Source organism: Pseudomonas sp. GM41(2012) (genome assembly GCF_000282315.2).
In the GTDB taxonomy this organism is placed as follows: Bacteria; Pseudomonadota; Gammaproteobacteria; order Pseudomonadales; family Pseudomonadaceae; genus Aquipseudomonas.
In genome coordinates, this window is record NZ_AKJN02000002.1 from 164,539 (window position 1) to 189,146 (window position 24,608).

Here is a 24,608-nt window from a genome sequence, read left to right on the forward strand (position 1 = left end):
CCTCCGAGGTCCGAAGTGAAAACTGCTGTTGCTCCACTTGCCCATGAAGTTCCGCCCGCAGCGGTGGACGATGTTGTCGCCGAATTAAAGGAGATCTACATCGAAAAAGGCACGCCGATGTTCATGCGCACGGTGCTGGCGCTGTTCTCCGGCGGCTTCGCGACCTTCGCCCTGCTTTATTGCGTGCAACCGATGATGCCGCTGCTGTCCCATGAGTATTCCATCAACGCCGCCCAGAGCAGCCTGATCCTGTCGGTCGCCACCGGCATGCTCGCCATTGGTCTGCTGATCACCGGCCCGATCTCTGATCGCATCGGGCGCAAACCGGTGATGGTCGCCGCGCTGTTCGCTGCCGCGCTCTGCACAATCGCCAGTTCCATGATGCCGAGCTGGCACGGCGTGCTGGTGATGCGGGCGCTGATAGGGTTGTCGTTGAGTGGCCTGGCAGCGGTTGCCATGACTTACTTGAGTGAAGAGATCCATCCGCAACACATCGGCCTGGCCATGGGCTTGTACATCGGCGGCAACGCGATTGGCGGGATGTGCGGACGCTTGATCACTGGCGTGTTGATCGACTTCGTCAGCTGGCACACGGCGATGCTGGTGATCGGTGGTCTGGCGCTGATCGCGGCGGCTGTGTTCTGGAAAATCCTCCCCGAGTCGCGCAACTTCCGCGCCCGCTCATTGCACCCGCGCAGCCTGATTGACGGCTTCACCATGCACTTTCGCGATGCCGGCCTGCCGCTGCTGTTCCTTGAAGCCTTCGTGCTGATGGGCGCGTTCGTCACCCTCTTCAACTACATCGGCTATCGCCTGCTGGCCGAGCCGTACCACATGGATCAGGCCTTCGTCGGGCTGCTCTCGGTGGTGTATCTGTCGGGTATCTACAGCTCAGCGAAAATCGGCTCGTTGGCCGACCAGCTCGGCCGTCGCAAAGTGCTGTGGGCGACCATCGTGCTGATGATCGCCGGCCTCGCCCTGACCATGCTCACGCCGCTGCCGGTGGTGATCATCGGAATGCTGATCTTCACCTTCGGTTTTTTCGGCGCCCATTCGGTGGCGAGTAGCTGGATCGGCCGTCGGGCGATCAAGGCCAAAGGGCAAGCATCGTCGCTTTATCTGTTCAGCTATTACGCCGGTTCGAGCATCGCCGGGACGGCGGGCGGGGTGTTCTGGCACTTGGGCGGGTGGAACGGGATCGGGTTGTTCATTGGCGGGTTGCTGGTGATTGCGCTGCTGGTGGCGCTGAAACTGGCGAAGTTACCGCCGTTGCCGGGCACAGCACAGGTTTAGCCACAACTGCGCCCTAGCGGTAATCGCGAGCCAAGGTACACTGACGGCATTCGTCAGTCTTGGTAAAGGGAAGCCAGAATGCGCCTGGACCGTCTCAACATTCAGAATTTTCGTTGCTACGAAGATGCCACTTTCGACTTTCAGCCGGGTTTCAATCTGGTGGTGGGGGTTAACGGGAGTGGCAAAACCTCCTTATTACAAGCGATAGCAACTTGCCTTACCGACTTCAGTAACGCGTTCAATGGGTACTTCGTACCTTTAGACGAAGAGTTGATACGTTTCGCGATTGACAAACACCAAGGAAGAGTCCGATTTGAAAGATGTTATCCGATGCAACTTAAAGCAGAGGGATGCATCTTCGGTTTATCAAACTGGGTTATCGAAAAATTACGTAACGATGGATCCGCGAGTGCAGATGCGAACGTACTTAAAGTACTCACAGAGAAAAAGAATCTGCTGGGCACTGAAAATAATCTAGATCTACCAATACTTGCTTTTTATAGAGCAAACAGACGGTGGGCAATATCAGGTGTGACCGCGGAATCAGCTGCCAGTCAACGGGTATCACGCCTGCACGGCTATGAGAACTGGTTCGATGCCGCGGCGAACCTTACCGACTTTGAGAGCTGGTTCATTGGAAAGACCCTAGAACGCCTTCAAAAAGTTTCGGAAACCGAAGGGGCGATCAAACATTTCGATGATGAGTTATCCCTAGTAAACTCAGCGCTCAAAAAGGCACTTCCTAATTCACATGGACTTCGCTACGACATAACCCTTCGCAGCCTGATGGTCGACCTTGATACAAAGGAGTCACTTCCTTTCAACCAACTGAGCGACGGCCAGCGCGCAATGATCGCATTAATGGCAGACATTGCTCGTCGAATCTGTCTTCTAAATCCTCATTTTGGCCAAAAAGCATTAGCTGAAACCGTCGGTATTATTATCATCGATGAGCTTGATATCCACCTGCACCCCTCTTGGCAACGAAGCATCGTAGCTGCATTAAAATCAGCCTTCCCTAAGGTGCAGTTCATCGCCGCCAGCCATTCACCGCAAATCATCGGTAGCCTGAAACCGGAAGAAGTTATCGTGCTGAATAACGGAGACGGGTCTCACCCCCGCGTAACTTATGGGCTGGACTCTAGCAGCGTGCTTGAGGAGGTGATGGACGTCTCCCAACGTGAGCCAAAAATTGAAGCGCTGTTGTCTAAGTTGTTTTCTACACTCGAGGATAACGACCTTAAAAAGGCTAAAGTACAACTAGAAGCGCTCAAGAAACAAGCCCCTGACTTACCAGAATTTGCGGGTGCGGAAGCTTTGATCAGGCGTAAGGAGATCCTCGGTAAATGAAACGAGTGATCAAAGGAACTGAACCCGCGTCGTTTACAACCTGGAAATCTACAGCGAACAATGACTGGAGTCCAACGTACTCCAACTTACAAAATCCGCAGAAGCGTGATTTGCACACGAATCTACTGCAAGAACAAGGCTACTTTTGTTGTTACTGCGGTAGAGAAATAGATGCTAGCAGCAGTCATATCGAGCATTTCAAGCCCCAAGAACACTATGGGGAGTTGGCACTGGAGTATCAAAACCTCCATGCCTCTTGCCTTCGCGAGACAAAACCTGGCAATCCATTGCACTGCGGCCACCGTAAGGGCAACTGGTTTGATGAAGCGCAGCATATCTCCCCAATGGACGAGCAATGTGAACTACGTTTTCGATACCTGAGAACCGGTGAAATCCAACCGACAGTATCTACCGATCTGCCGGCAACGAAGATGATTGAAGTGTTAGCACTCGACATTGCATATCTCAACAATCGCCGTCAGAACACAATCCGACTGTTGTTCGATGAGGAGTTCATCACACAGGCCAGCGAGGAAGAGCTGACCCGTCTCGTTGCTGCAATTCGTTCTACCGATATCCGCGACCAAAAACCTTTCGACCACATTATCGCCCGCTACGCCGAACAACTCCTAGGCCGCTAAAAACCAACACAAACAAAACGCCCGGCATAAGCCGGGCGTTTTTTATTGGGCGACGATCACTCGTGATACTGCGCCGACAGTTCATGCACCGCGCGCAGGAAGGCGCCGGCGTGTTCCGGGTCGACTTCAGGGGTGATGCCATGGCCGAGGTTAAACACGTGGCCGCTGCCCTTGCCGTAGCTGGCGAGGATGCGACCGACTTCGGTGCGGATGGCTTCTGGTTTGGCGTAGAGCACGGTCGGGTCCATGTTGCCTTGCAGGGCGACTTTGCTGCCGACGCGATCACGGGCGCTGCCGATGTCGCAGGTCCAGTCCAGGCCGAGCGCATCAGCGCCAGCATCAGCAATGCTTTCGAGCCACAGGCCGCCGTTCTTGGTGAACAGGATGACCGGCACTTTGCGGCCTTCATGTTCGCGGATCAGGCCGCTGACGATTTTGCGCATGTAGGCCAGGGAGAATTCCTGGTACGCCGCCGCCGAAAGGCTGCCGCCCCAGCTGTCGAAGATCTGCACCGCTTGCGCCCCGGCCATGATCTGGCCGTTGAGGTAGCTGGTGACCGTCTGCGCGAGCTTGTCCAGCAGCAGGTGCAAGGCTTGCGGGTTGTCGTAGAGCATGGTTTTGGTCTTGCGGTAGTCTTTCGACGAGCCGCCTTCGACCATGTAGGTGGCCAGAGTCCATGGGCTGCCGGCGAAGCCGATCAGCGGCACGCGACCGTTCAGTTCGCGGCGGATGGTGCTGACCGCGTCCATGACGTAGCCGAGGTCTTTGTGAGGATCAGGAATCGGCAGCGCTTCGATGTCAGCCATCGTGCTGATGACTTTCTTGAAGCGCGGACCTTCACCGGTTTCGAAGTACAGGCCTTGGCCCATGGCATCGGGGATGGTCAGGATGTCGGAGAACAGGATCGCCGCGTCCAGTTGTGGGTAGCGATCGAGCGGCTGCATCGTGACTTCGCAAGCGAACTCCGGGTTCATGCACAGGCTCATGAAGTCGCCGGCCTTGGCACGGCTGGCGCGGTATTCCGGCAGGTAGCGACCGGCCTGACGCATCATCCAGACAGGCGTGACGTCTACGGGTTGCTTGAGCAGGGCACGAAGGAAACGGTCGTTCTTCAGGGCAGTCATGTCGGCATCCGGAAAAAAAGTGCGGGCATTTTCTCAGAGCGCGACGCAAAAGGCACGGTTGCAGGTCAGCCTTTTGTCTATCGGGTCAATTTGTCGCGGTGGAACTGCCTGCCGAAACAACTTCAACCCCCGTAGGAGCATAGCTTGCTCGCGATGCAGGCACCTCGGTCAACCTGAACACAGCGGTGATGCTATCGCGAGCAAGCTTTGCTCCTACAGAGCGAGGCTTGCCGCGATTGAGGGGTTAAACGCCCAGGTAATCCAGGATCCCTTCGGCGGCATTGCGGCCTTCGAAGATCGCCGTGACCACCAGGTCAGAACCGCGAACCATGTCGCCACCGGCGAAGATTTTCGGGTTGCTGGTCTGGTGCTTGTACTGACCTTGCTCCGGGGCCACTACGCGGCCCTGGCTGTCGGTCTGGATGCTGTGCTGTTCGAACCACGATGCCGGGCTTGGACGGAAACCGAACGCGATGACCACGGCATCAGCCGGGATGATCTCTTCGGAACCCGGGATCGGCTCGGGGCTGCGACGGCCACGGGCGTCCGGTTCACCGAGACGGGTCTCGACCACCTTCACGCCTTCGACGCGGTCTTCACCGACGATCGCGATTGGCTGGCGGTTGTAGAGGAATTTCACGCCTTCTTCCTTGGCGTTCTTCACCTCTTTGCGCGAGCCCGGCATGTTCGCTTCGTCACGACGATAAGCACAGGTTACCGACTTGGCGCCCTGGCGAATCGACGTACGGTTGCAGTCCATCGCCGTGTCGCCACCACCCAGCACCACCACCTTCTTGCCTTTCATGTCGACGAAATCTTCCGGCGACTTTTCAAAGCCCAGGTTGCGGTTCACGTTAGCGATCAGGAAGTCCAGCGCGTCATGCACGCCCGGCAAATCCTCACCGGCAAAGCCGCCCTTCATGTAGGTGTAGGTGCCCATGCCCATGAACACGGCATCGTACTCTTCGAGCAGTTGCTCGACGGTCACGTCCTTGCCCACTTCGGTGTTCAGACGGAACTCGATACCCATGCCGGTGAAGACTTCGCGGCGATTGCTCAGCACGGTCTTTTCCAGCTTGAACTCAGGGATGCCGAAGGTCAGCAAGCCGCCGATTTCCGGGTTCTTGTCGAACACCACCGGGGTCACGCCGCCGCGGACCAGCACGTCGGCACAGCCCAGGCCTGCCGGGCCTGCGCCGATCACCGCAACACGCTTGCCGGTCGGTATGACCTTGGACATGTCCGGGCGCCAGCCCATGGCGAACGCGGTGTCGGTGATGTACTTCTCGACCGAACCGATGGTCACCGCGCCGAAGCCGTCGTTAAGGGTGCAAGCACCCTCGCACAGACGATCCTGCGGGCACACCCGGCCGCACACTTCCGGCAGGGTGTTGGTCTGGTGCGACAGCTCGGCGGCCTGGAGGATGTTGCCCTCGGCCACCAGCTTCAGCCAGTTCGGAATGAAGTTGTGCACCGGGCACTTCCATTCGCAATACGGGTTACCGCAACCCAGGCAACGGTGAGCCTGATCGGCCGAGTGCTGGGGTTTGAACGGTTCGTAGATCTCCACGAACTCTTTCTTGCGTTGACGCAACAGTTTCTTCTTCGGATCTTTGCGCCCGACATCGATGAACTGGAAGTCGTTATTCAGACGTTCAGCCATTGTTAAAACCTCATCAAACTCTTCAGGCGCATATCACTGCGGGTTGGCACGGGTGCTGGAAAGCAACGATTTCAGGTTGGCAGCCTTGGGCTTGACCAGCCAGAAACGACGCAGATAGTCATCGAGGTTTTCAGCGAGGTTACGACCCCACTCGCTGTCGGTTTCCTCGACGTATTCGTTCAGCACGCGTTGCAGGTGGCTGCGATAGGCTTCCATCGCCTCACCGCTGATCCGCTGGATTTCCACCAGTTCGTGGTTGACCCGGTCAACGAAGGAGTTGTCCTGGTCGAGCACGTAGGCGAAACCGCCGGTCATGCCTGAGCCGAAGTTGTAACCGGTCTTGCCCAATACGCAGACGAAACCACCGGTCATGTACTCGCAGCAGTGATCGCCCGTGCCTTCCACAACCGTGTGAGCACCGGAGTTACGCACCGCGAAACGCTCGCCCGCGGTACCGGCGGCGAACAGCTTGCCGCCAGTTGCACCGTACAGGCAGGTGTTGCCGATGATGGCACTGTCCTGAGTCTTGTAGACGCTGCCCTTCGGCGGAACGATGACCAGTTTGCCGCCGGTCATGCCTTTGCCGACGTAGTCGTTGGCGTCGCCTTCCAGGTACATGTTCAGGCCACCAGCGTTCCACACACCGAAGCTCTGACCGGCCGTCCCTTTGAAGCGGAAGGTGATCGGTGCATTCGCCATGCCTTGGTTGCCGTGCTTGCGAGCGATTTCACCGGAGATCCGCGCGCCGATCGAACGGTCGCAGTTGCAGATATCCAGGGCGAAATCGGCGCCGCTCATGTCGTTGATGGCCGAGGTGGCCATGTCGACCATTTTCTCGGCCAGCAGGCCTTTGTCGAACGGTGGGTTACGGTCGACCTGGCAGAACTGAGGCTTGTCTGCCGGGATGTGATCGCTGCCCAGCAACGGGGTCAGGTCCAGGTGGTTTTGCTTGGCGGTCTGGCCTTCGAGGATGTCCAGCAGATCGGTACGGCCGATCAGCTCTTCGAGGGAGCGCACGCCCAGCTTGGCCAGCCACTCACGGGTTTCTTCGGCGACGTAGGTGAAGAAATTGACCACCATGTCGACGGTCCCGATGTAGTGATCCTTGCGCAGCTTCTCGTTCTGAGTTGCGACGCCGGTGGCGCAGTTGTTCAGGTGGCAGATACGCAGGTATTTGCAGCCCAGCGCGATCATTGGCGCGGTGCCGAAGCCGAAGCTTTCAGCGCCGAGGATCGCTGCCTTGATCACGTCGAGGCCGGTTTTCAGGCCACCGTCGGTTTGTACCCGGACTTTGCCGCGCAGGTCGTTGCCGCGCAGGGTCTGGTGGGTTTCGGCCAGGCCGAGTTCCCACGGAGCGCCCGCGTATTTGATCGAGGTCAGCGGCGATGCACCGGTACCACCGTCGTAGCCGGAAATGGTGATCAAGTCCGCGTAGGCCTTGGCCACACCGGCAGCGATGGTGCCGACGCCCGCTTCTGCTACCAGCTTCACCGAGACCAGGGCCTTCGGGTTGACTTGTTTCAGGTCGAAAATCAGCTGCGACAAGTCTTCGATCGAATAGATGTCGTGGTGCGGTGGAGGCGAGATCAGGGTCACGCCCGGTACTGCATAACGCAGCTTGGCGATCAGACCGTTGACCTTGCCGCCTGGCAGCTGACCGCCTTCGCCGGGCTTGGCGCCCTGAGCGACTTTGATCTGCAGCACTTCAGCGTTGACCAGGTATTCCGGGGTCACACCGAAACGGCCAGTCGCAACCTGTTTGATTTTCGAGCTCTTGATGGTGCCGTAACGCGCCGGGTCTTCGCCGCCTTCGCCGGAGTTGGAACGCGCACCGAGGCGGTTCATCGCTTCGGCGAGGGCTTCGTGAGCTTCCGGCGACAAGGCGCCGAGGGAGATGCCCGCGGAGTCAAAGCGCTTGAGCACCGACTCCAGCGGTTCGATCTCGCTGATGTCCAGCGGCGTGTCCAGGGTTTTGACCTTGAACAAATCGCGAATCATCGACACCGGACGGTTGTCCACCAGCGCCGTGTATTCCTTGAACTTGCTGTAGTCGCCCTGCTGCACAGCGGCTTGCAGGGTGTTGACCACGTCCGGGTTGTACGCGTGATATTCGCCACCGTGGACGAACTTCAGCAAACCGCCCTGCTGGATCGGCTTGCGCGGGCTCCAGGCTTCGGCAGCCAGGGCTTTCTGCTCGGCTTCGATGTCGACGAAACGCGCACCTTTGATGCGGCTCGGTACGCCACGGAAGCTCAGCTCGCAGACTTCTTCGGACAGGCCAATGGCTTCAAACAGCTGCGCACCGCGGTACGACGTGATGGTCGAAATGCCCATCTTCGACAGGATCTTCAGCAGACCTTTGGTGATGCCTTTGCGGTAGTTCTTGAACACCTCATAGAGGTCGCCCAGCACTTCACCGGTGCGGATCAGGTCGCCCAGCACTTCGTAGGCCAGGAACGGATAGACCGCCGAGGCGCCAAAACCGATCAACACGGCGAAGTGGTGCGGATCGCGAGCCGTCGCGGTTTCCACGAGGATGTTGGAGTCGCAACGCAGGCCTTTTTCGGTCAGGCGATGGTGCACCGCGCCAGTGGCCAGGGAAGCGTGGATCGGCAACTTGCCCGGGGCAATGTGACGGTCACTCAGCACGACCTGGGTACGACCGGAGCGCACAGCTTCTTCAGCCTGATCGGCAACGTTGCGGATCGCCGCTTCGAGGCCGACGCTTTCGTCGTAGTTGAGGTCGATGATCGCGCGCTCGAAGCCCGGACGATCAAGGTTCATCAGCGAACGCCACTTGGCCGGAGAAATGACCGGCGAGCTGAGGATCACACGCGAGGCGTGTTCCGGCGACTCCTGGAAGATATTGCGCTCGGCACCGAGGCAGATCTCCAGCGACATGACGATGGCTTCACGCAGCGGGTCGATCGGCGGGTTGGTGACCTGCGCGAACTGCTGGCGGAAATAGTCGTACGGCGTGCGCACGCGCTGGGACAGCACGGCCATCGGCGTATCGTCGCCCATCGAGCCAACGGCTTCGTAGCCTTGCTCGCCGAGCGGACGCAGCACCTGATCACGTTCTTCGAAAGTGACCTGGTACATCTTCATGTACTGCTTGAGCTGGTCGACGTCGTAGAACGCCGAACCGTGGTCGTTGTCTTCCATGGTCGCCTGGATGCGCAGGGCATTCTTGCGCAGCCATTGCTTGTACGGATGACGCGACTTCAAGCGGTTGTCGATGGCGTCGGTGTCGAGGATCTGGCCGGTTTCAGTGTCCACGGCGAAGATCTGACCCGGGCCAACGCGGCCCTTGGCGATCACGTCTTCAGGCTGGTAGTTCCAGACACCGATTTCCGAGGCCAGGGTGATGAAACCGTTCTTGGTGGTGACCCAACGCGCCGGACGCAGACCGTTACGGTCGAGCAGGCACACCGCGTAGCGACCGTCGGTCATTACCACACCGGCCGGGCCGTCCCACGGTTCCATGTGCATGGAGTTGTATTCGTAGAATGCACGCAGGTCCGGGTCCATGGTTTCGACGTTCTGCCACGCAGGCGGAATGATCATCCGCACGCCACGGAACAGGTCGATGCCACCGGTGACCATCAGCTCGAGCATGTTGTCCATGCTGGAGGAGTCGGAACCGACACGGTTGACCAGCGGGCCGAGTTCTTCCAGGTCCATCAGGTCATTGGTGAACTTGGTGCGACGGGCCACGGCCCAGTTGCGGTTACCGGTGATGGTGTTGATCTCGCCGTTGTGGGCGAGGAAGCGGAACGGCTGAGCCAGCGGCCATTTCGGCAGGGTGTTGGTCGAGAAGCGCTGGTGGAACACGCAAATCGAGGTCTGCAGGCGCTGGTCGCTGAGGTCTGGATAGAAGGCGGTCAAATCCGCCGGCATCATCAGGCCTTTATAAATGATGGTCTTGTGCGAAAAGCTGCAGACGTAGTGATCGGCGTCGGCGGCGTTGGCCACGGACGAGCGACGACGGGAGGTGAACAGCTTGACGGCCATGTCCTGATCGCTCAGGCCTTCACCGGCGATGAACACTTGTTCGATCTGCGGCAGGCGCTCAAGGGCCAGGCGACCGAGGACGCTGGTGTCAATCGGCACTTTGCGCCAGCCGACGAGGGTCAGGCCGGCAGCGAGGATCTCGCGGTTCATGTTCTCGCGAGCGGCTTCGGCTTTGACCGGGTCCTGGTTGAAGAAGACCATGCCCACCGCATATTGCTTGGGCAGTTCGACGCCGAAGGTTTCCTGGGCGATGGCTCGCAGGAACACATCCGGCTTTTGAATCAGCAGACCGCAACCGTCACCGGTCTTGCCGTCGGCGTTGATCCCACCGCGGTGGGTCATGCAGGTCAGGGCCTCGATGGCCGTTTGCAAAAGGGTATGACTGGGCTCGCCCTGCATATGGGCTATCAGGCCGAAACCGCAGTTATCCTTGAATTCATCTGGTTGGTACAGACCTGCTTTCATAGACACTTTCTCACCAGGCTGCCTCTTGTCGAGGCAAATTTCTTTTCAATTCAACCACTTGCCATCCGCGCCGAACGTACGCCAGCTTTGCGGGGGCAAAAGGGAGGTCATTGTACACACCGACACAGAGGCTCACAAATTTGACGACGAAATGTCGCAAATCTATGTCGCATTTGTGAAAGGTTTAAAGCGATATGCTGTGCTAGTCAAAACTTTTTTAATTTTGACCGCAACGACTCAAAGACTACTGTGACGCAGACACCACAAGGCACGCGGCCTGTAGAGGCGGCATGCGCTTGTAGAAATTTTGAGGTGCCGGGAGAGGCGGCCTGGGTAAGGCCGCCGAATCTTCAGCGAGTTGTTGCCAGTTCCTGTTGGACGCTGGCGACAGTGCGAGGCCAAGGTTTACCAGCCTGAACCTTCGCTGGCAAGGCCTTGATGGCGGTAACAGCTGCATCGCGGTTAGCGAAGCTACCGTAAGTGATGACGTAAAGCGGCTTGCCGTTGAGGACTTTCTTGAAATAACGGTACTCGCCGCCCTGCTCCTTGACGAAGGATTGCGCGGCCGCTTCGGAGCTGGTGCCGAGGATCTGCACCACGTAGTTACCCGGCGCTTGCGCTGAGTACCAGGTGCCGCCGGCGGCCTTGGCCACGGTGGCTGGTTTCTCGACAGGCTTGGCGGCAGCAGCGGTGGCGGCTGGTTTGGCTGGCACTGGAGCCGGCTTCACGGCAGGCGCAACCGGGACTGGCTTGGCCGTCGCGACCTGAGTCGGCGCAGGCACAGGCTTGGCGGCAGGTGTCGGTGCCGGGCCAGGCTGGACGCCCGCAGGCGGCGCGGTAGTAGTCACGGTCGGCGGCTTAGCGCTTGAACCTTCGACCGGCACACCGTCATCGCCTTCGGTGATGCCACCGGCGGCTTCGGCCAGCGGACCGCGCATGACCGGCTGCGAGTTGCCGACCAGCGGCAATGGCATCGGTTGCGAGTTACCGGCGAATTCGACGGCAGGCGCGCCGCCGCTGTTTGGTTGTGGCGTGCCCTGGCCGAGCGGCAGTTGCGCCTGTTCGTTGGCAGGTGCGCCAGTGGTCGGTGCTTTGCTGCGACCCGGCATCAACCAGGCGGCGGCTACCGCGACCACGACAACAGCGGAAATCGCCAATACGTGTTTCTTCGGCATGTTGAACCCCATACTTGGACGCTTCACCGCTGAGCGGCTGGCAATCATGGCTTCGATCATCGCATCGCGGGCAACCTGGTTGATGGTGCCAGGCCAACCGTCGGAGCTTTCGTGAATATCAGAGATCTGATCTGCAGTGAAAAGTTCGATACCCCGCCCGGCGCCTTCGAGTCGCTGGTCCAGATATTCGCGGGTTTCTTCTTCGGTGTAAGGCTGCAATTCGATGACGTGGAAACGCTCTTCCTCAAGGCTCAGCGCATCCAGTTGAGCAATTAGCGACGACTCGCCGAACAGGAACACATGCGGGCGACCTTCCGGCGCACCGGCAGCCAGGGCCAGCAAGGCTTCCAGCGCGGACTCGTCAAGCTGCTCGGCGTCATCCACCAGCAAATAGACTTCCTGCCCCGTCAACGCAAGTTGCACCACTTGGGCCAGAATCGCGCCGATTTCGGCCTGGGCGACGTTCAGCGCCTGAGCCACTTGACGCAGCACGCCGGCCGCATCACCGGCGCCACGGGCGGAAACCACCACGCTCTGCACCGACTGTTTGTTGGTGCTGGCCACCAGGGCCTGACGCAACAGCGTTTTGCCACTGCCTTGCGGGCCGGTGACGACCAGCAACAACTGACTGTAGCGTGCCAGGTGATGCAGTTGCCCCAGCACCGGTTTGCGCTGGGCCGGGAAGAATTTGAAGCCAGGCACCCGTGGAGAAAAAGGGTCATGACTCAACTGGTAATGGCCGAGGAAAGCCTCGTCGGCGTGCAAACTAGTCATCGGGATCTTATCAACCTTTAAGCTGAGCCAGAGCGCGGTAATCCGCTGCCAGCGTGGCCTGTAAAACCTCTTTCGGATAATCGTCGGTCACCACCGCTTCGCCTATGTGGCGCAGCAGCACCAGGCGCAAACGACCGTCGATCACTTTCTTGTCAATTGCCATGTGTTCGAGAAAATCGGCTTCAGTCATCTCTTCAGGCGGGATAACCGGCAGGCCGGCACGCTGGAACAGCCGAATGCCGCGATCGCGCTCTTGTTCACTGATCCAGCCCAGGCGCGCGGACATTTCCAAGGCCATTACGGTGCCAGCAGCGACTGCCTCACCATGTAGCCAGACACCATAGCCCATGTGGGTTTCGATGGCGTGGCCGAAGGTGTGACCCAGGTTAAGCGTGGCGCGAACACCGGTCTCCCGTTCGTCGGCACCCACCACCGCAGCCTTGGCCGCGCAAGAGCGCTCGATGGCGTAAGTCAGGGCGACCTGATCCAGGGCGCGCAGGCGATCGACGTTGTCTTCAAGCCAGGTCAGAAACGGCTCGTCGCAGATCAGCCCGTATTTGATGACCTCGGCAAGCCCGGCGGAGAGTTCGCGGGCCGGCAGGGTATTGAGGGTTGCGGTATCAATCAGCACCACGTTCGGCTGATAGAAAGCGCCGACCATGTTCTTGCCCAGCGGATGGTTGATCCCGGTCTTGCCGCCCACCGAAGAGTCGACTTGCGACAGCAACGTGGTCGGAATCTGGATGAAATCGACACCACGCTGGTAGCAGGCGGCAGCAAAACCGGCCATGTCACCAATCACACCGCCACCGAGGGCGATGACCGTGGTACGGCGGTCGTGCCGCGCGGTCAGCAGACCGTCGAAAATCAGTTGCAGGGTTTCCCAGGTCTTGAACGCTTCGCCGTCCGGCAGCACCACGGAAACCACCGAGAACTGTGCGAGGCTGCGGGTCAGACGCTCGAGATAGAGCGGCGCAACGGTCTCGTTGGAGATGATCGCCACTTGCCGTCCGCGGATGTGCGGGGCCAGCAGCTCAGGCTGATCCAACAAACCTTCGCCAATATGAATCGGGTAGCTGCGCTCGCCTAGATCGACCTTGAGTGTCTGCATGTGTCCCCACAGTGAAGATGGAATCAGGCGTCCTGCCTTGAGTTAACGAATATCCACGGCGTCTGCTGGTGTGACGCCGTTCGGTAGCCATCTGCCACAACCTTGAGCGGCCATGACAGGACGCCGAGGATAGCGCATTTCGCGCTGCGCTTTAACGGGGAGGTAGCTGCTGCAAGCGTTCGAGAATATCGAGCACCACCATTCGCGGCGGCCGCTCATCGGTTTCCACCACCAGATCGGCGATTTCCCGATAAAGCGGATCGCGGATCGCCAGCAGATCCCGAAGGGTCTTGGCCGGATCGGCAGTACGCAACAGGGGTCGATTGCGATCGCGGGACGTGCGGCCCACCTGCTGCTCGACAGACGCATGCAGATAAACCACCCTCCCCCCGGCGTGCAGCGCCCGGCGATTGGCCTCGCGCATCACCGCGCCGCCACCGGTCGCCAGCACCACGCCGTCGCACCCGCACAGCTCGGCGATCATCGCCTGCTCGCGGTCACGAAAGCCCGGTTCGCCTTCCTTATCGAAAATCCACGGGATATTGGCGCCCGTGCGCAATTCAATTTCCTTATCGGAATCTTTGAACGGCAGGCGCAGCTCTTTGGCCAGCAACCGGCCGATGGTGCTTTTTCCAGCCCCCATCGGTCCAACAAGAATCAAATTTCGCACAGAATCAATGACTCACAGCAATCGCCTGGTTATTCATGATACGCGGAGTGAGAAATACCAGCAGCTCGGATTTTTTCTCCGAAACCACGTCACGCCGGAAAAGGCGGCCAAGATACGGCACATCACCGAGAAATGGCACCTTATCTACAACCTTGCTCTGAGTATTTGAGAAAACCCCGCCAATCACGATGGTCTCGCCGTCGTTGACCAGGACCTTGGCATTGACCTCGTTTTTCTTGATCGGAGGTACATCCTGCACCTTGTTCAGGTAGTCCGGTTCGTCCTTGGTGACCTTGACCTCCATGATGATCCGGTTGTCCGGAGTGATCTGCGGCGTCACTTCCAGAGACAGCGAGGCCTCCTTGAACGACACCGAGGTAGCGCCGCTGGAGCTGGCTTCCTGATAGGGGATCTCCGTGCCCTTGAGGATTTTCGCGGTTTCCTTGTCCGAGGTGACCACCTTGGGCTGCGAGACGATTTCGCCGTTGCCGGTTTTTTCCATGGCCGTCAGCTCAAGATCCAGCAGCACATTGTCGGTGATGAAAGCGATGCCGAGCCCCGAGGTGTTGCCGGCGGCGCCCAGGTCGACGAACGGCGAGTTGGTGCTGGTACTGCCAGGTGTACCGATGGTCGATGAAGAATTCGCCCCGTTGCTGACGCCTGAGGTGTTCCAGTTGCCCCTGTTCTGCATCGATCCACCCCAGCGCACGCCGAGGCTTTTGTCATAATCGACGTTGGCTTCGACGATGCGCGCCTCGATCATCACCTGACGCACCGGAATATCCAGTTGCGCAACGATACGACGCAGTTCGTCGAGGCGATCCTGGGTCTGGTAGGCAATGATGTTGTTGGTCCGCTCATCCACCGTAATCGAGCCCCGCTCGTCGACTTTCGCCTCGGCACTGGTCACTGACTGGAACAGCTTGGCGATATCGGCAGCTTTGGCGTAGTTGACCTGCAACAGCTCGCGACGCAGGGGGGCCAGGTCGGCGATTTGCTTCTGCGACTCCAGTTCCTGACGCTCGCGGGCGGAGATTTCATCGGCCGGCGCCACCAGCAAAACATTACCGATCTTGCGTTTATCCAGGCCCTTGGTTTTCAACACCAGATCCAGCGCCTGATCCCACGGCACGTTCTGCAAACGCAGGGTGATGCCGCCCTGCACCGTGTCGCTGGCCACCAGATTGAGGTTGGTGAAATCGGCGATCAGTTGCAGCACCGAACGCACATCGATGTCCTGGAAATTCAGCGAGAGCTTTTCACCGGTGTAGGCGAAACGCTCGGTGTTGCGTTTCTGCAAGTCATCGACGGTCATCGGCCGGATGCTGACGGTCAGCTTGTTGTCGGTCTGGTAAGTCGAATAATCGAAGGCGCCGCTGGGTTCAATGCTGATCGTGGCCCGATCACCCGTGGCGCTGGCGTTGACGAACTGCACCGGGGTGGCGAAATCCTTGACGTCCAGACGCACACGCAACGGTTCAGGTAATTGGGTCTTGGGGAAACCGAGGATGATCTTGCCGTCGCGCTCCTGAATGTCCGGGGCGATGGAAGGATCCGACAGGTCGATGACCACATTGCCTTCGCCCTGAGTGCCGCGCTGGAAATCCACACCCCGGATGGCCTTGCCTACCGGCGCATAGGCTTTCGCCGGGGCTGGCGTTGCAGTCGCTGCGCGCGGCGTTTTGGGCGCCGGGCTGGAGGCCGTTTTGTTGGCGCCTTGCCCGACCACCACAAACAGAGTGTTGCCTTCGACCCGTGCGTTGTATGGCGTCAACTGGGTCAGATTGATGATCAGCCGCGTACGGTCATTGGCTTGCACCACCGTGGCGCTGCGGGCATTTCCGCCACCCAGTTCGCGACTTTTGCTTTTTAGCTGACTGACGACGCCAGGCAGATCCAGCGCAATCCGTGCAGGCGATTCCGTGGTGTAACCGTGCGGCGACGGTGGCGGCCCATCGAACGACAACTTCAACTCGACGCGGTCCCCCGGCAGCGCCGCAACATCCAGCGCTTTGAGGTTGGCCGCTAGCACCATCGGCGACAGCAACGCTATCCATAGCGAAATACCGAAGGTTGAGAAAATCCTGTTCATTTTTCGAGTTCCACTATGAGTGCTCTTTCAAAGGGATGGTCCGCGGCCGCTCCAGCCAGGCGCCTTCGCCGTCGGGAACGATTTCGACCACATCGACCTGCGAGCCACTGATGGCGACGATCCGCCCATCGTTACGCCCCAGGTAATCGCCGACTTTCAACCGATGCACTCCGCCCGCCCCGCGCAGCAGCGCAAAGGAGCCGGTCGCATTGGCGATCGTTCCGACCATTTCAAACTGCTCGATGTTGAAACCTTCGAGGTACTGCTTGACCCGATTCGGGTCAGGTTTTACGTTGCGCGAGCCGTGTTTCTGGCCGGCCAGATCGACTCTGATCTGTCGGGAAAACGGGCTTCGCAGGTTGGCGGCGCTGTAGGTGAATGTGGGGTAAGACCGAAATGTCGGCGTTGGTTCAATCTTGCCGGGCGCACGCAAACGCATTTCGTTCATGTACGCGTCCAGGTCGCTGAAGTCATTGTCGCTGCCGCAACCGGCCAGGCCGGCGACCAACACAACCATCGAAAAACAACGAATCGGGCTCATTTTTGCAGCCCCTTGTCGTTGTAGCGGTAGGTCTTGGCGAGGATGCTCATGCGCAACTTCGGACCACCTTCCGGGCTGGCCGGCGCAAGGTCGAAGTCATGCAGGGTGACAATCCGTGGCAGCCCGGCGACGCCGCTGACGAAGGTGGCCAGGTCATGATAGGCACCGGTGACGGTGATCTGGATCGGCAGCTCGATGTAGAACTGCTGCGTGTTCTCCGGCAGCAGTTTGATCTCTTCGAACTCAAGGCCACTGCCCAGGCCGGTGCGAGTGATGTCCTCCAGCAGGCCGGGCACTTCGGTGTCACTGGGCAATTGCCGCAGCAGCACGCCAAAGGAGTTCTCCATTTCCTTCATCTGCTGCGTATACAGCTCCAGATTCGCCGCCATATGGGCTTTGTCGGCGAATTGCTCCTTGAGGGTCGACTCTTCCTCGCGCTTGAGTTCGAGTTGGCTCTGAAGGTCGCTGATGGAAAAACTGTAGCCCAGTGAAAACACCAGGATCATGAGCAGGATACCCGCCAGTGCCTTGATGGCTGGCGGCCAGGAACCCATGTTATTGGTGTCCAGGTCATTGATATCGATCTTGCGCAGGCCTTCGATCCAGTCAGACAGCCTCATTTGCCGCCCTCCGTAGCGGCGGGCTGAGCCTGACGAACGGTCAGCTGAAAGACGTTGGCCTGATCCAGCTGACCGGCGGTCGTCGCTTTGACTTCCGTGAGGCTGGGCGCATCAAACCAATCGGACGCATCCAGATTGCGCATCAGGTCTGACACACGATTGTTGGACTCCGCCGCGCCAGTGATGGACAAGGACTTGCCGGCCATTTTCACCTCAGTGAAATACACGCCGTCAGGCAGCGTCCGCGCCAGTTGATCGAAAATACGCCCGCTGATCGGCCGGTTGCCTTGCAGGTCCTGGATGATGCGCATCCTCTCGACCAGTTGCTGGCGACGGGCCTTCAAATCGCTGATCTGTTTAATCCGCTCGTCGACCACGGCAATCTGTTTGCCGATGTAGTCGTTACGAGCCACTTGCCGATCGATAGCGCCACTGATGGCCTGGTTCGCGATCAACACCGCGCCCACGGCCCCCACCATCACACCGACCAGTGTCAGCAAAAAGCGTTTGCGGCGCGCTTCACGCAGCTCTTCACGCCAGGGTAAAAGATTGATCCGCGCCATCAGTCGAAACTCCTGAGGGCCAGCCCGCAGGCGATCATCAGTGCCGGCGCATCGCTGGCCAGGGCACCGGCGTTGACCTTGCTGCTCAGGGTCATGTCGGAGAAGGGGTTGGCCACTTGCGTCGGCGTTCCCAATCGTTGCTCGATCAACCGGTCCAGCCCCGGGACCGATGCGGTACCGCCGGCCAACAGAATGTGATCAACCGAGCTGTACTGACCGGAGGCGAAGAAAAACTGCAACGAACGCGACACCTGCTGCACCAGCGCATCGCGAAACGGCTGCAACACCTCACTGACGTAATCGTCCGGCAAACCACCCTGCTTCTTCGCCAGCCCCGCCTGCTCGATGGTCAGGCCATAACGTCGCTGGATTTCCTCCGTCAGTTGACGACCACCGAACAATTGTTCGCGGGTGTAGATGATCCGCCCCTGGTGCAGCACGCTCAGGGTGGTCATGGTGGCGCCGATATCGACCACCGCTACCGTCAGACGCTCCTGAGAAGCAGCCAGCTGGCTCGCCAGCAATCCGTAGGAACGCTCCAGCGCATAGGCCTCGACGTCGACCACACGGGCTGTCAGGCCGGCCAGTGCCAGAGCCGCTTCCCGAACCTCGACGTTTTCCTTGCGACAGGCCGCCAGCAGCACATTGACTCGCTCGGGGTTGCGCGCAGAAACGCCCTGGACCTCAAAGTCGATGGCCACTTCGTCCAATGGATAAGGGATGTATTGATCGGCCTCGATCTTCAGCTGGTTTTCCATTTCATCGTCGGAAAGACCGGCGTCCATCTCGATGGTCTTGGTAATCACCGCCGAACCGGCCACCGCCACGGCGACGTTCTTGAGGTTGGTCCTGGCCTTGAGCAGCACGCGCGCGAGTGCCTGCCCTACGCCTTCGAGCTCGGCGATATTTTTCTCGACCACAGCGTTAGTGGGTAAAGGTTCCACCGCATAGGCCTCGACCCGATAACGGTCGCCTTGGCGGCTTAGCTCCAGAAGCTTGACCGACGTGGAGCTGATGTCGATCCCCAGAAGCGTGTTGGCCTTTTTATTGAAGAGTCCTAGCACTACCAATTCCCTATGACTATCCGTGTCTTACGGACTCTGTAATATCAGTTGCGTTCAAACCACCCGTCTTGACAGCAGCGCAAATGACGCCCTCGACGGAAAAATGCTTATAATGCCCAGCGTTTTTTTCCGGTTTTTACTTCAAGCGCGGGTCGTTCCCTGTTTATCTGAACCCTGATGCCTAATTCATTCTTTGCCCTGGATGTCCAAAAGCCTTGATTCGTCTGCTGAAATTTTTCGGATGGTCCATCGTCGCCGTTTTCTGCGGACTGCTCCTCGGTCTTAGCGGCGCCTTTCTCTACCTTAGTCCGGGTTTACCATCCGTGGAGGCTCTGAGAAGCATCCAGTTGCAGATTCCTTTGCGGGTCTACAGCAGCGACAACAAGCTGATCGCAGAATTTGGCGAAATGCGCCGCACACCGATCCGGTTCGCCGACATTCCGCCCAATTTCATTAATGCGTTACTAAGTGCTGAAGATGACAACTTCGCCAATCACTACGGTGTCGACCCCAGCAGCCTGATGCGCGCGGCCACCCAGTTGGTAAAAAGCGGACACATTCAGTCCGGCGGCAGCACCATCACCATGCAGGTGGCGAAGAACTTCTTCCTGACCAGCGAACGCAGCTTCTCACGCAAAACCACCGAAATTCTCCTGGCCCTGCAGATTGAACGGCAGTTGACCAAGGACGAGATCCTAGAGCTCTACGTCAACAAGATCTATCTGGGCAACCGCGCCTACGGCATCGAGGCCGCTGCACAGGTTTACTATGGCAAGTCGATTCGTGATGTCAGCCTGGCGCAGATGGCGATGATCGCCGGCCTGCCGAAAGCCCCTTCGCGCTTCAACCCGCTGGCCAATCCGGCCCGCAGCAAGGAACGTCGCGACTGGATCCTTGGGCGCATGTACAAGCTCGGCAAAATCACCGAAGCCGACTACACCACCGCGATCAACGAGCCGCTGAACGCCAGTTATCACGTGCCGACCCCGGAAGTGAACGCACCGTACATCGCTGAAATGGCCCGCGCCGAAATGGTCGGCCGTTATGGCAGCGACGCCTATACCGAGGGTTTCCGCGTCACCACCACGGTGCCGAGCAACCTGCAGGAAATGGCCAACACCGCAGTCCACGAAGGGTTGATGACCTACGACCAGCGTCATGGTTATCGCGGCCCGGAGTCGCGCCTGCCGGGCAAGACTCGCGAGGCCTGGACAATCGAGCTGACCAAGCAACGCACCATCAGCGGCCTTGAACCTGCCATCGTCACCCAGGTCGACAAGACCGGCCTGCAAGTGATGACCCGTACCGGTGACGAACACGTCGGCTGGGACAGCATGAAATGGGCGCGTCCGTTCCTGAACACCAACAGCATGGGCGCCAATCCGAAGCAGCCTTCGGACGTCGCCCAGGTCGGCGACCTGATTCGTGTGCAGCGCCAGCCGGACAACTCGCTGAAATTCAGCCAGATCCCGCAGGCTCAGGGTGCGCTGGTTTCCCTCGATCCGCAGAACGGTGCCATTCGCTCCCTGGTCGGCGGCTTCGCCTTCGAGCAGAGCAATTACAACCGCGCCCTGCAGGCCAAGCGTCAGCCGGGCTCGAGCTTCAAACCGTTCGTCTACAGCGCCGCACTGGATAACGGCTACACCGCCGCCAGCCTGGTGAACGACGCACCGATCGTGTTCGTCGACGAATACCTGGACAAGGTCTGGCGGCCGAAGAACGACACCAACACCTTCCTCGGCCCGATCCGTCTGCGCGAAGGGCTGTACAAGTCGCGCAACCTGGTGTCGATCCGCCTGGTGCAGGCGCTGGGCGTTGATCGCACCATCGACTACATCAGCAAGTTCGGCTTCAACAAGCAGGACCTGCCGCGCAACTTGTCGCTGGCCCTGGGCACCGCGACGCTGACGCCAATGGAAATCGCCACCGGCTGGAGTACTTTCGCCAACGGCGGCTACAAGATCACCCCTTACATCATCGAGAAGATCGAAAGCCGCAATGGCGACACGCTGTTCGTCGCCAACCCGTCGAGCGTCCCGAAAGGCAACGTCGCCACCGACGGCATCGCCGCCCCTGTCGCGGCCAACGCCTTCACCGTCAACGCAACCCCGGGCGAAGCGCTGACTGCCCAGCCAGCGCCACAAACGCCGGCCGTGGCCGAGCGCATTATCGATGGTCGCACCACTTTCATCCTCAACAGCATGCTCGAGGACGTCATCAAACTCGGCACCGGCCGCCGCGCCCTGGCCTTGGGCCGCAGCGACATTGCGGGCAAGACCGGTACTACCAACGAATCCAAGGACGCCTGGTTCTCTGGGTACAACGCCGATTATGTGACCACTGTCTGGACCGGTTTCGACCAGCCTGAAAGCCTGGGTCGCAAGGAGTTCGGCGGTACCGTCGCCCTGCCTATCTGGATGAACTACATGGGCGCCGCACTCAAAGGCCTGCCGCCCCATACGCAGCCAGAGCCGGAAGGTATTCTCAGTCTGCGAGTCGACCCGATCAGCGGCCGTGCAGCCACCCCAGGCACGCCAGGCGCCTACTTCGAGCTGTTCAAGGCCGAAGACACGCCACCGTCGGCGAACGAACTGGGCAACGGCACTGCGCCGGGCAGCCCACTGCCTGCGGATGAAGCGGCACCGATCGATTTGTTCTGATCGCCTGATGCTGCAAAAAGCCCCGCCTTCGAAAGAGGAGCGGGGTTTTTTGTTGCCTGCCAGTAATGAATGCATTGACCGGTCGGCCGCCTTCGCGAGCAAGCCCGCTCCCACAGGGGAATGCATTCCAAATGTGGGAGCGGGCTTGCTCGCGAAGGCGCCATCACAACCGCTGCAAAACTCCCAGATATAAAAAAACCCCGACTCAATAAGAGCCGGGGCTTTGTGTTGAAGCGCTACAACGACTTAGCCGTTGAACACGTCATCCACGCTTTTCAGCGGGTAGTTCTTCGGATACGGCAGGGTCGCTACGCCGGTCTCGATCGCGGCCTTGGCCACGGCATCGGAGATCACGGTGATCAGACGGGCATCCATTGGTTTCGGAATGATGTACTCACGACCGAATTCCAGTTTGATGCCGCCGTAGGCGTCGCACACTTCCTGAGGAACCGGCAGCTTGGCCAGTTCGCGCAGGGCGTTGGCCGCAGCCACTTTCATTTCTTCGTTGATGCGCTTGGCGCGAACGTCCAGGGCACCACGGAAGATGAACGGGAAGCCCAGCACGTTGTTGACCTGGTTCGGGTAGTCCGAACGGCCGGTCGCCATGATCACGTCGTCACGGGTGGCGTGAGCCAGTTCCGGGGCGATTTCCGGATCAGGGTTCGAGCACGCGAACACGATCGGGTTGGCCGCCATGGACTTCAGGCCTTCAGCGCTCAGCAGGTTCGGGCCGGACAGGCCAACGAACACGTCCGCGCCTTTCAAGGCGTCGGCCAGCGTGCGTTTTTCAGTCGAGTGAGCGAAAACAGCCTTGTACTGGTTCAGGTCGTCACGGCCGGAGTGGATCACGCCGGTACGGTCAACCATGAAGATGTTTTCGATGTTGGCACCCATGCTCACCAGCAATTTCATGCAGGAGATGGCGGCAGCACCGGCGCCCAGGCAGACGATCTTGGCGTCAGCGAGGGTTTTGCCAGCGATTTCCAGGGCGTTGATCATGCCGGCCGCAGTAACGATCGCGGTGCCGTGCTGGTCATCGTGGAATACCGGAATGTCGCACTGCTCGATCAGAGCACGTTCGATCTCAAAGCACTCAGGTGCCTTGATGTCTTCCAGGTTGATGCCACCGAAGGTGATGGAGATGCGCTTGACGGTGTCGATGAAGGCTTGCGGGCTTTCGGAGTCGACTTCGATGTCGAAAACGTCGATGCCGGCGAAGCGCTTGAACAGCACGCCTTTACCTTCCATTACTGGCTTGGAAGCCAATGGGCCGAGGTTACCCAGGCCGAGAATTGCGGTGCCATCGGAAATGACTGCAACCAGATTGCCCTTGCCGGTGTACTTGTAGGCGAGTTCAGGGTCGCGGGCGATTTCGCGGACTGGTTCGGCTACACCGGGGCTGTAAGCCAGCGACAGGTCGCGGGCGGTAGCGGTGGCTTTGGTGAGCTCGACGCTCAGCTTCCCTGGACGAGGATGGGCATGATATTCGAGAGCGGCAGTTTTCAAATCAGACATAGGGGCATTCCGCTTTTTACTGTGGGACAGACGGACCGCCGAGGATACTCGTGTCGCAAAGTCCCTACAAGACTGACCGGTCACCCCTGTCAAGCGCCCGGCCCTACGACTTTGGACCAAGAGCCACGGAACACAAGGGATTGACTGTTCACAATCGACAGAAAAAATGTCTACAACTTTTTATCACTGCGCCATCTGAAGCATTGCCGGGTCGGTCAATGGCAAAAGCCAGCGCGCCTGCCCTTCTTTCAGTCCGCCACGCCGCGAACGGTCCAGCACCCAGCCACGGGCCTCGATCTGCCTGCCCTTCAGCCGTTCGAGATTCGCCACATCGAACTGCCCCAGCAAATTGGGTGCAACGCGCAGTACAACCGAATCCTGCAACTCGATCCAAACCCCGCCGCGATTGCGCTGAACCTTGCTCACACGACCGCTGAGCACAGCGAAACCGGACGTGTTGATCTGCTCCGCTTTCAGCACAGGGGATTGGCGCCACAACCCGAGTCCGGCCTGACGGGCGCTGTGTTCCGCCGCTTGCTGGCAGTCGACCAGATCGACATTCGGCGAGACCGCTACCTGGAAACCGAGCCCTTCAGCGAGCATCTGCGCTTCAAGGTTGGCGCCATCGGCGCTGTAGACATGGGCCAAGGTGCGGCCGTAATGGTCTTGGCTTTCTTTACCGGGCAGTAAACCGACCCGCCCGTCGCTGGCAGCCACCAGAGCTTCCAGGCGTTGGCGTGCCGCCACCGCGAACGGCTCGTCGGAGCGGCCTTTCTTGCCCAGCTCCGGCGTATTCAAACCGATCATGCGCACGCTGCGGCCATCGCTCAGGCGCAGCGTGTCACCATCCACCACCCGCTGCACCACAACGGATGTCAGCCCGCTCGGCGCCGGGCAGAAGGCCTGGGCACCGGAAAGCCAGATCGCAGACACAAAAAAGGCGCCCGCGAGGGACGCCTTTTTCATCAGCAAGGTAAAGCCCATGGGGCTTTGCAACCTTACTCTGCTGCAGCAGCAGGTTTCTTGCCGAAAGCACCGAAACGGTCTGCGAAGCGCTGTACACGGCCGCCAGTATCCAGAGTCTTCTGCTTACCGGTGTAGAACGGGTGGCACTCGTTGCATACGTCAGTACCCAGTGGCTTGCACAGGTTCGAACGAGTTTCGAACTTGTTGCCGCAGCTGCAAGTTACTTCGATGGTTTCGTACGCTGGATGGATATCGGCTTTCATGGTGTATTCCTCAGGCTAGTGTGCCGCCACTCAACACTATTGTT

Annotated in this window: 18 protein-coding genes; 4 read left to right on the forward strand and 14 right to left on the reverse strand. The window is 59.3% G+C overall.

Annotated features, from left to right (window positions below):
* Positions 1–15 precede the first annotated feature (15 nt).
* From PMI27_RS28155 to PMI27_RS28145, 3 genes are all read left to right on the forward strand, one after another.
* On the forward strand, positions 16–1,293 hold the full coding sequence (locus tag PMI27_RS28155; RefSeq protein ID WP_033052967.1) for an MFS transporter: 1,278 nt from the start codon (positions 16–18) through the stop codon (positions 1,291–1,293).
* Between the two features lie 78 nt (positions 1,294–1,371).
* The gene (locus PMI27_RS28150; protein WP_008149585.1) at positions 1,372–2,643 is read left to right on the forward strand and encodes an AAA family ATPase; all 1,272 of its coding nucleotides are present in this window, start codon (positions 1,372–1,374) and stop codon (positions 2,641–2,643) included.
* A complete protein-coding gene (locus PMI27_RS28145) occupies positions 2,640–3,284 on the forward strand; it encodes a retron system putative HNH endonuclease (RefSeq protein WP_008149583.1) in 645 nt (214 codons plus the stop codon). Before PMI27_RS28150 ends, PMI27_RS28145 begins: the two co-directional genes overlap by 4 nt.
* 56 nt (positions 3,285–3,340) lie before the next feature.
* Here the strand turns inward: PMI27_RS28145 and hemE are convergent, their stop codons facing one another.
* The 11 genes from hemE to PMI27_RS28090 all read right to left on the reverse strand — a co-directional run bounded on the left by hemE (position 3,341) and on the right by PMI27_RS28090 (position 19,160).
* Complete coding sequence (hemE, locus tag PMI27_RS28140; RefSeq protein WP_008149581.1) at positions 3,341–4,408, reverse strand: uroporphyrinogen decarboxylase; 1,068 nt, start codon at positions 4,406–4,408, stop codon at positions 3,341–3,343.
* A 244-nt stretch (positions 4,409–4,652) separates the two neighbouring features.
* The gene (locus tag PMI27_RS28135) at positions 4,653–6,071 is read right to left on the reverse strand and encodes an FAD-dependent oxidoreductase (protein WP_008149580.1); all 1,419 of its coding nucleotides are present in this window, start codon (positions 6,069–6,071) and stop codon (positions 4,653–4,655) included.
* A gap of 33 nt (positions 6,072–6,104) precedes the next feature.
* On the reverse strand, positions 6,105–10,550 hold the full coding sequence (gene gltB / locus PMI27_RS28130) for a glutamate synthase large subunit (protein WP_008149578.1): 4,446 nt from the start codon (positions 10,548–10,550) through the stop codon (positions 6,105–6,107).
* 350 nt (positions 10,551–10,900) lie between these two features.
* Positions 10,901–12,499: an AAA family ATPase gene (locus PMI27_RS28125; protein WP_008149576.1), complete on the reverse strand. Its 1,599-nt coding sequence runs from the start codon at positions 12,497–12,499 to the stop codon at positions 10,901–10,903.
* Positions 12,500–12,509: 10 nt separating this feature from the next.
* Positions 12,510–13,610 carry a 3-dehydroquinate synthase gene (gene aroB, locus PMI27_RS28120; RefSeq protein ID WP_008149575.1) on the reverse strand — a complete coding sequence of 367 codons (1,101 nt, stop codon included), beginning with the start codon at positions 13,608–13,610 and terminating at the stop codon, positions 12,510–12,512.
* Positions 13,611–13,761: 151 nt separating this feature from the next.
* Positions 13,762–14,280, reverse strand: coding sequence for a shikimate kinase AroK (gene aroK, locus PMI27_RS28115; protein WP_010464421.1), 519 nt, complete (start codon positions 14,278–14,280; stop codon positions 13,762–13,764).
* Positions 14,281–14,284: 4 nt separating this feature from the next.
* On the reverse strand, positions 14,285–16,372 hold the full coding sequence (gene pilQ / locus PMI27_RS28110; protein ID WP_008149571.1) for a type IV pilus secretin PilQ: 2,088 nt from the start codon (positions 16,370–16,372) through the stop codon (positions 14,285–14,287).
* Between the two features lie 13 nt (positions 16,373–16,385).
* Positions 16,386–16,913, reverse strand: coding sequence for a pilus assembly protein PilP (locus tag PMI27_RS28105; protein WP_008149568.1), 528 nt, complete (start codon positions 16,911–16,913; stop codon positions 16,386–16,388).
* Entirely contained in the window at positions 16,910–17,533 is a 624-nt protein-coding gene (pilO, locus tag PMI27_RS28100; protein ID WP_008149565.1) for a type 4a pilus biogenesis protein PilO, read from the reverse strand. Before pilO ends, PMI27_RS28105 begins: the two co-directional genes overlap by 4 nt.
* A complete protein-coding gene (locus tag PMI27_RS28095) occupies positions 17,530–18,096 on the reverse strand; it encodes a PilN domain-containing protein (RefSeq protein ID WP_008149563.1) in 567 nt (188 codons plus the stop codon). The genes pilO and PMI27_RS28095 overlap by 4 nt, the downstream gene beginning before the upstream one ends.
* A complete protein-coding gene (locus PMI27_RS28090; RefSeq protein WP_008149561.1) occupies positions 18,096–19,160 on the reverse strand; it encodes a pilus assembly protein PilM in 1,065 nt (354 codons plus the stop codon). Before PMI27_RS28090 ends, PMI27_RS28095 begins: the two co-directional genes overlap by 1 nt.
* Positions 19,161–19,375: 215 nt before the next feature.
* Between PMI27_RS28090 and PMI27_RS28085 the strand changes: the two genes are divergently transcribed.
* Positions 19,376–21,820 (forward strand): penicillin-binding protein 1A, encoded by a 2,445-nt coding sequence (locus PMI27_RS28085; protein ID WP_008149559.1) that lies wholly within the window; start codon positions 19,376–19,378, stop codon positions 21,818–21,820.
* A 246-nt stretch (positions 21,821–22,066) separates the two neighbouring features.
* Here PMI27_RS28085 and PMI27_RS28080 read toward each other — a convergent pair whose 3' ends face one another.
* From PMI27_RS28080 to rpmE, 3 genes are all read right to left on the reverse strand, one after another.
* Positions 22,067–23,335 carry a malic enzyme-like NAD(P)-binding protein gene (locus PMI27_RS28080; RefSeq protein ID WP_008149557.1) on the reverse strand — a complete coding sequence of 423 codons (1,269 nt, stop codon included), beginning with the start codon at positions 23,333–23,335 and terminating at the stop codon, positions 22,067–22,069.
* 183 nt (positions 23,336–23,518) lie between these two features.
* Positions 23,519–24,319 (reverse strand): thermonuclease family protein, encoded by an 801-nt coding sequence (locus PMI27_RS28075; protein WP_008149555.1) that lies wholly within the window; start codon positions 24,317–24,319, stop codon positions 23,519–23,521.
* 14 nt (positions 24,320–24,333) lie between these two features.
* The gene (gene rpmE, locus PMI27_RS28070; RefSeq protein ID WP_008149553.1) at positions 24,334–24,564 is read right to left on the reverse strand and encodes a 50S ribosomal protein L31; all 231 of its coding nucleotides are present in this window, start codon (positions 24,562–24,564) and stop codon (positions 24,334–24,336) included.
* Positions 24,565–24,608 lie beyond the last annotated feature (44 nt).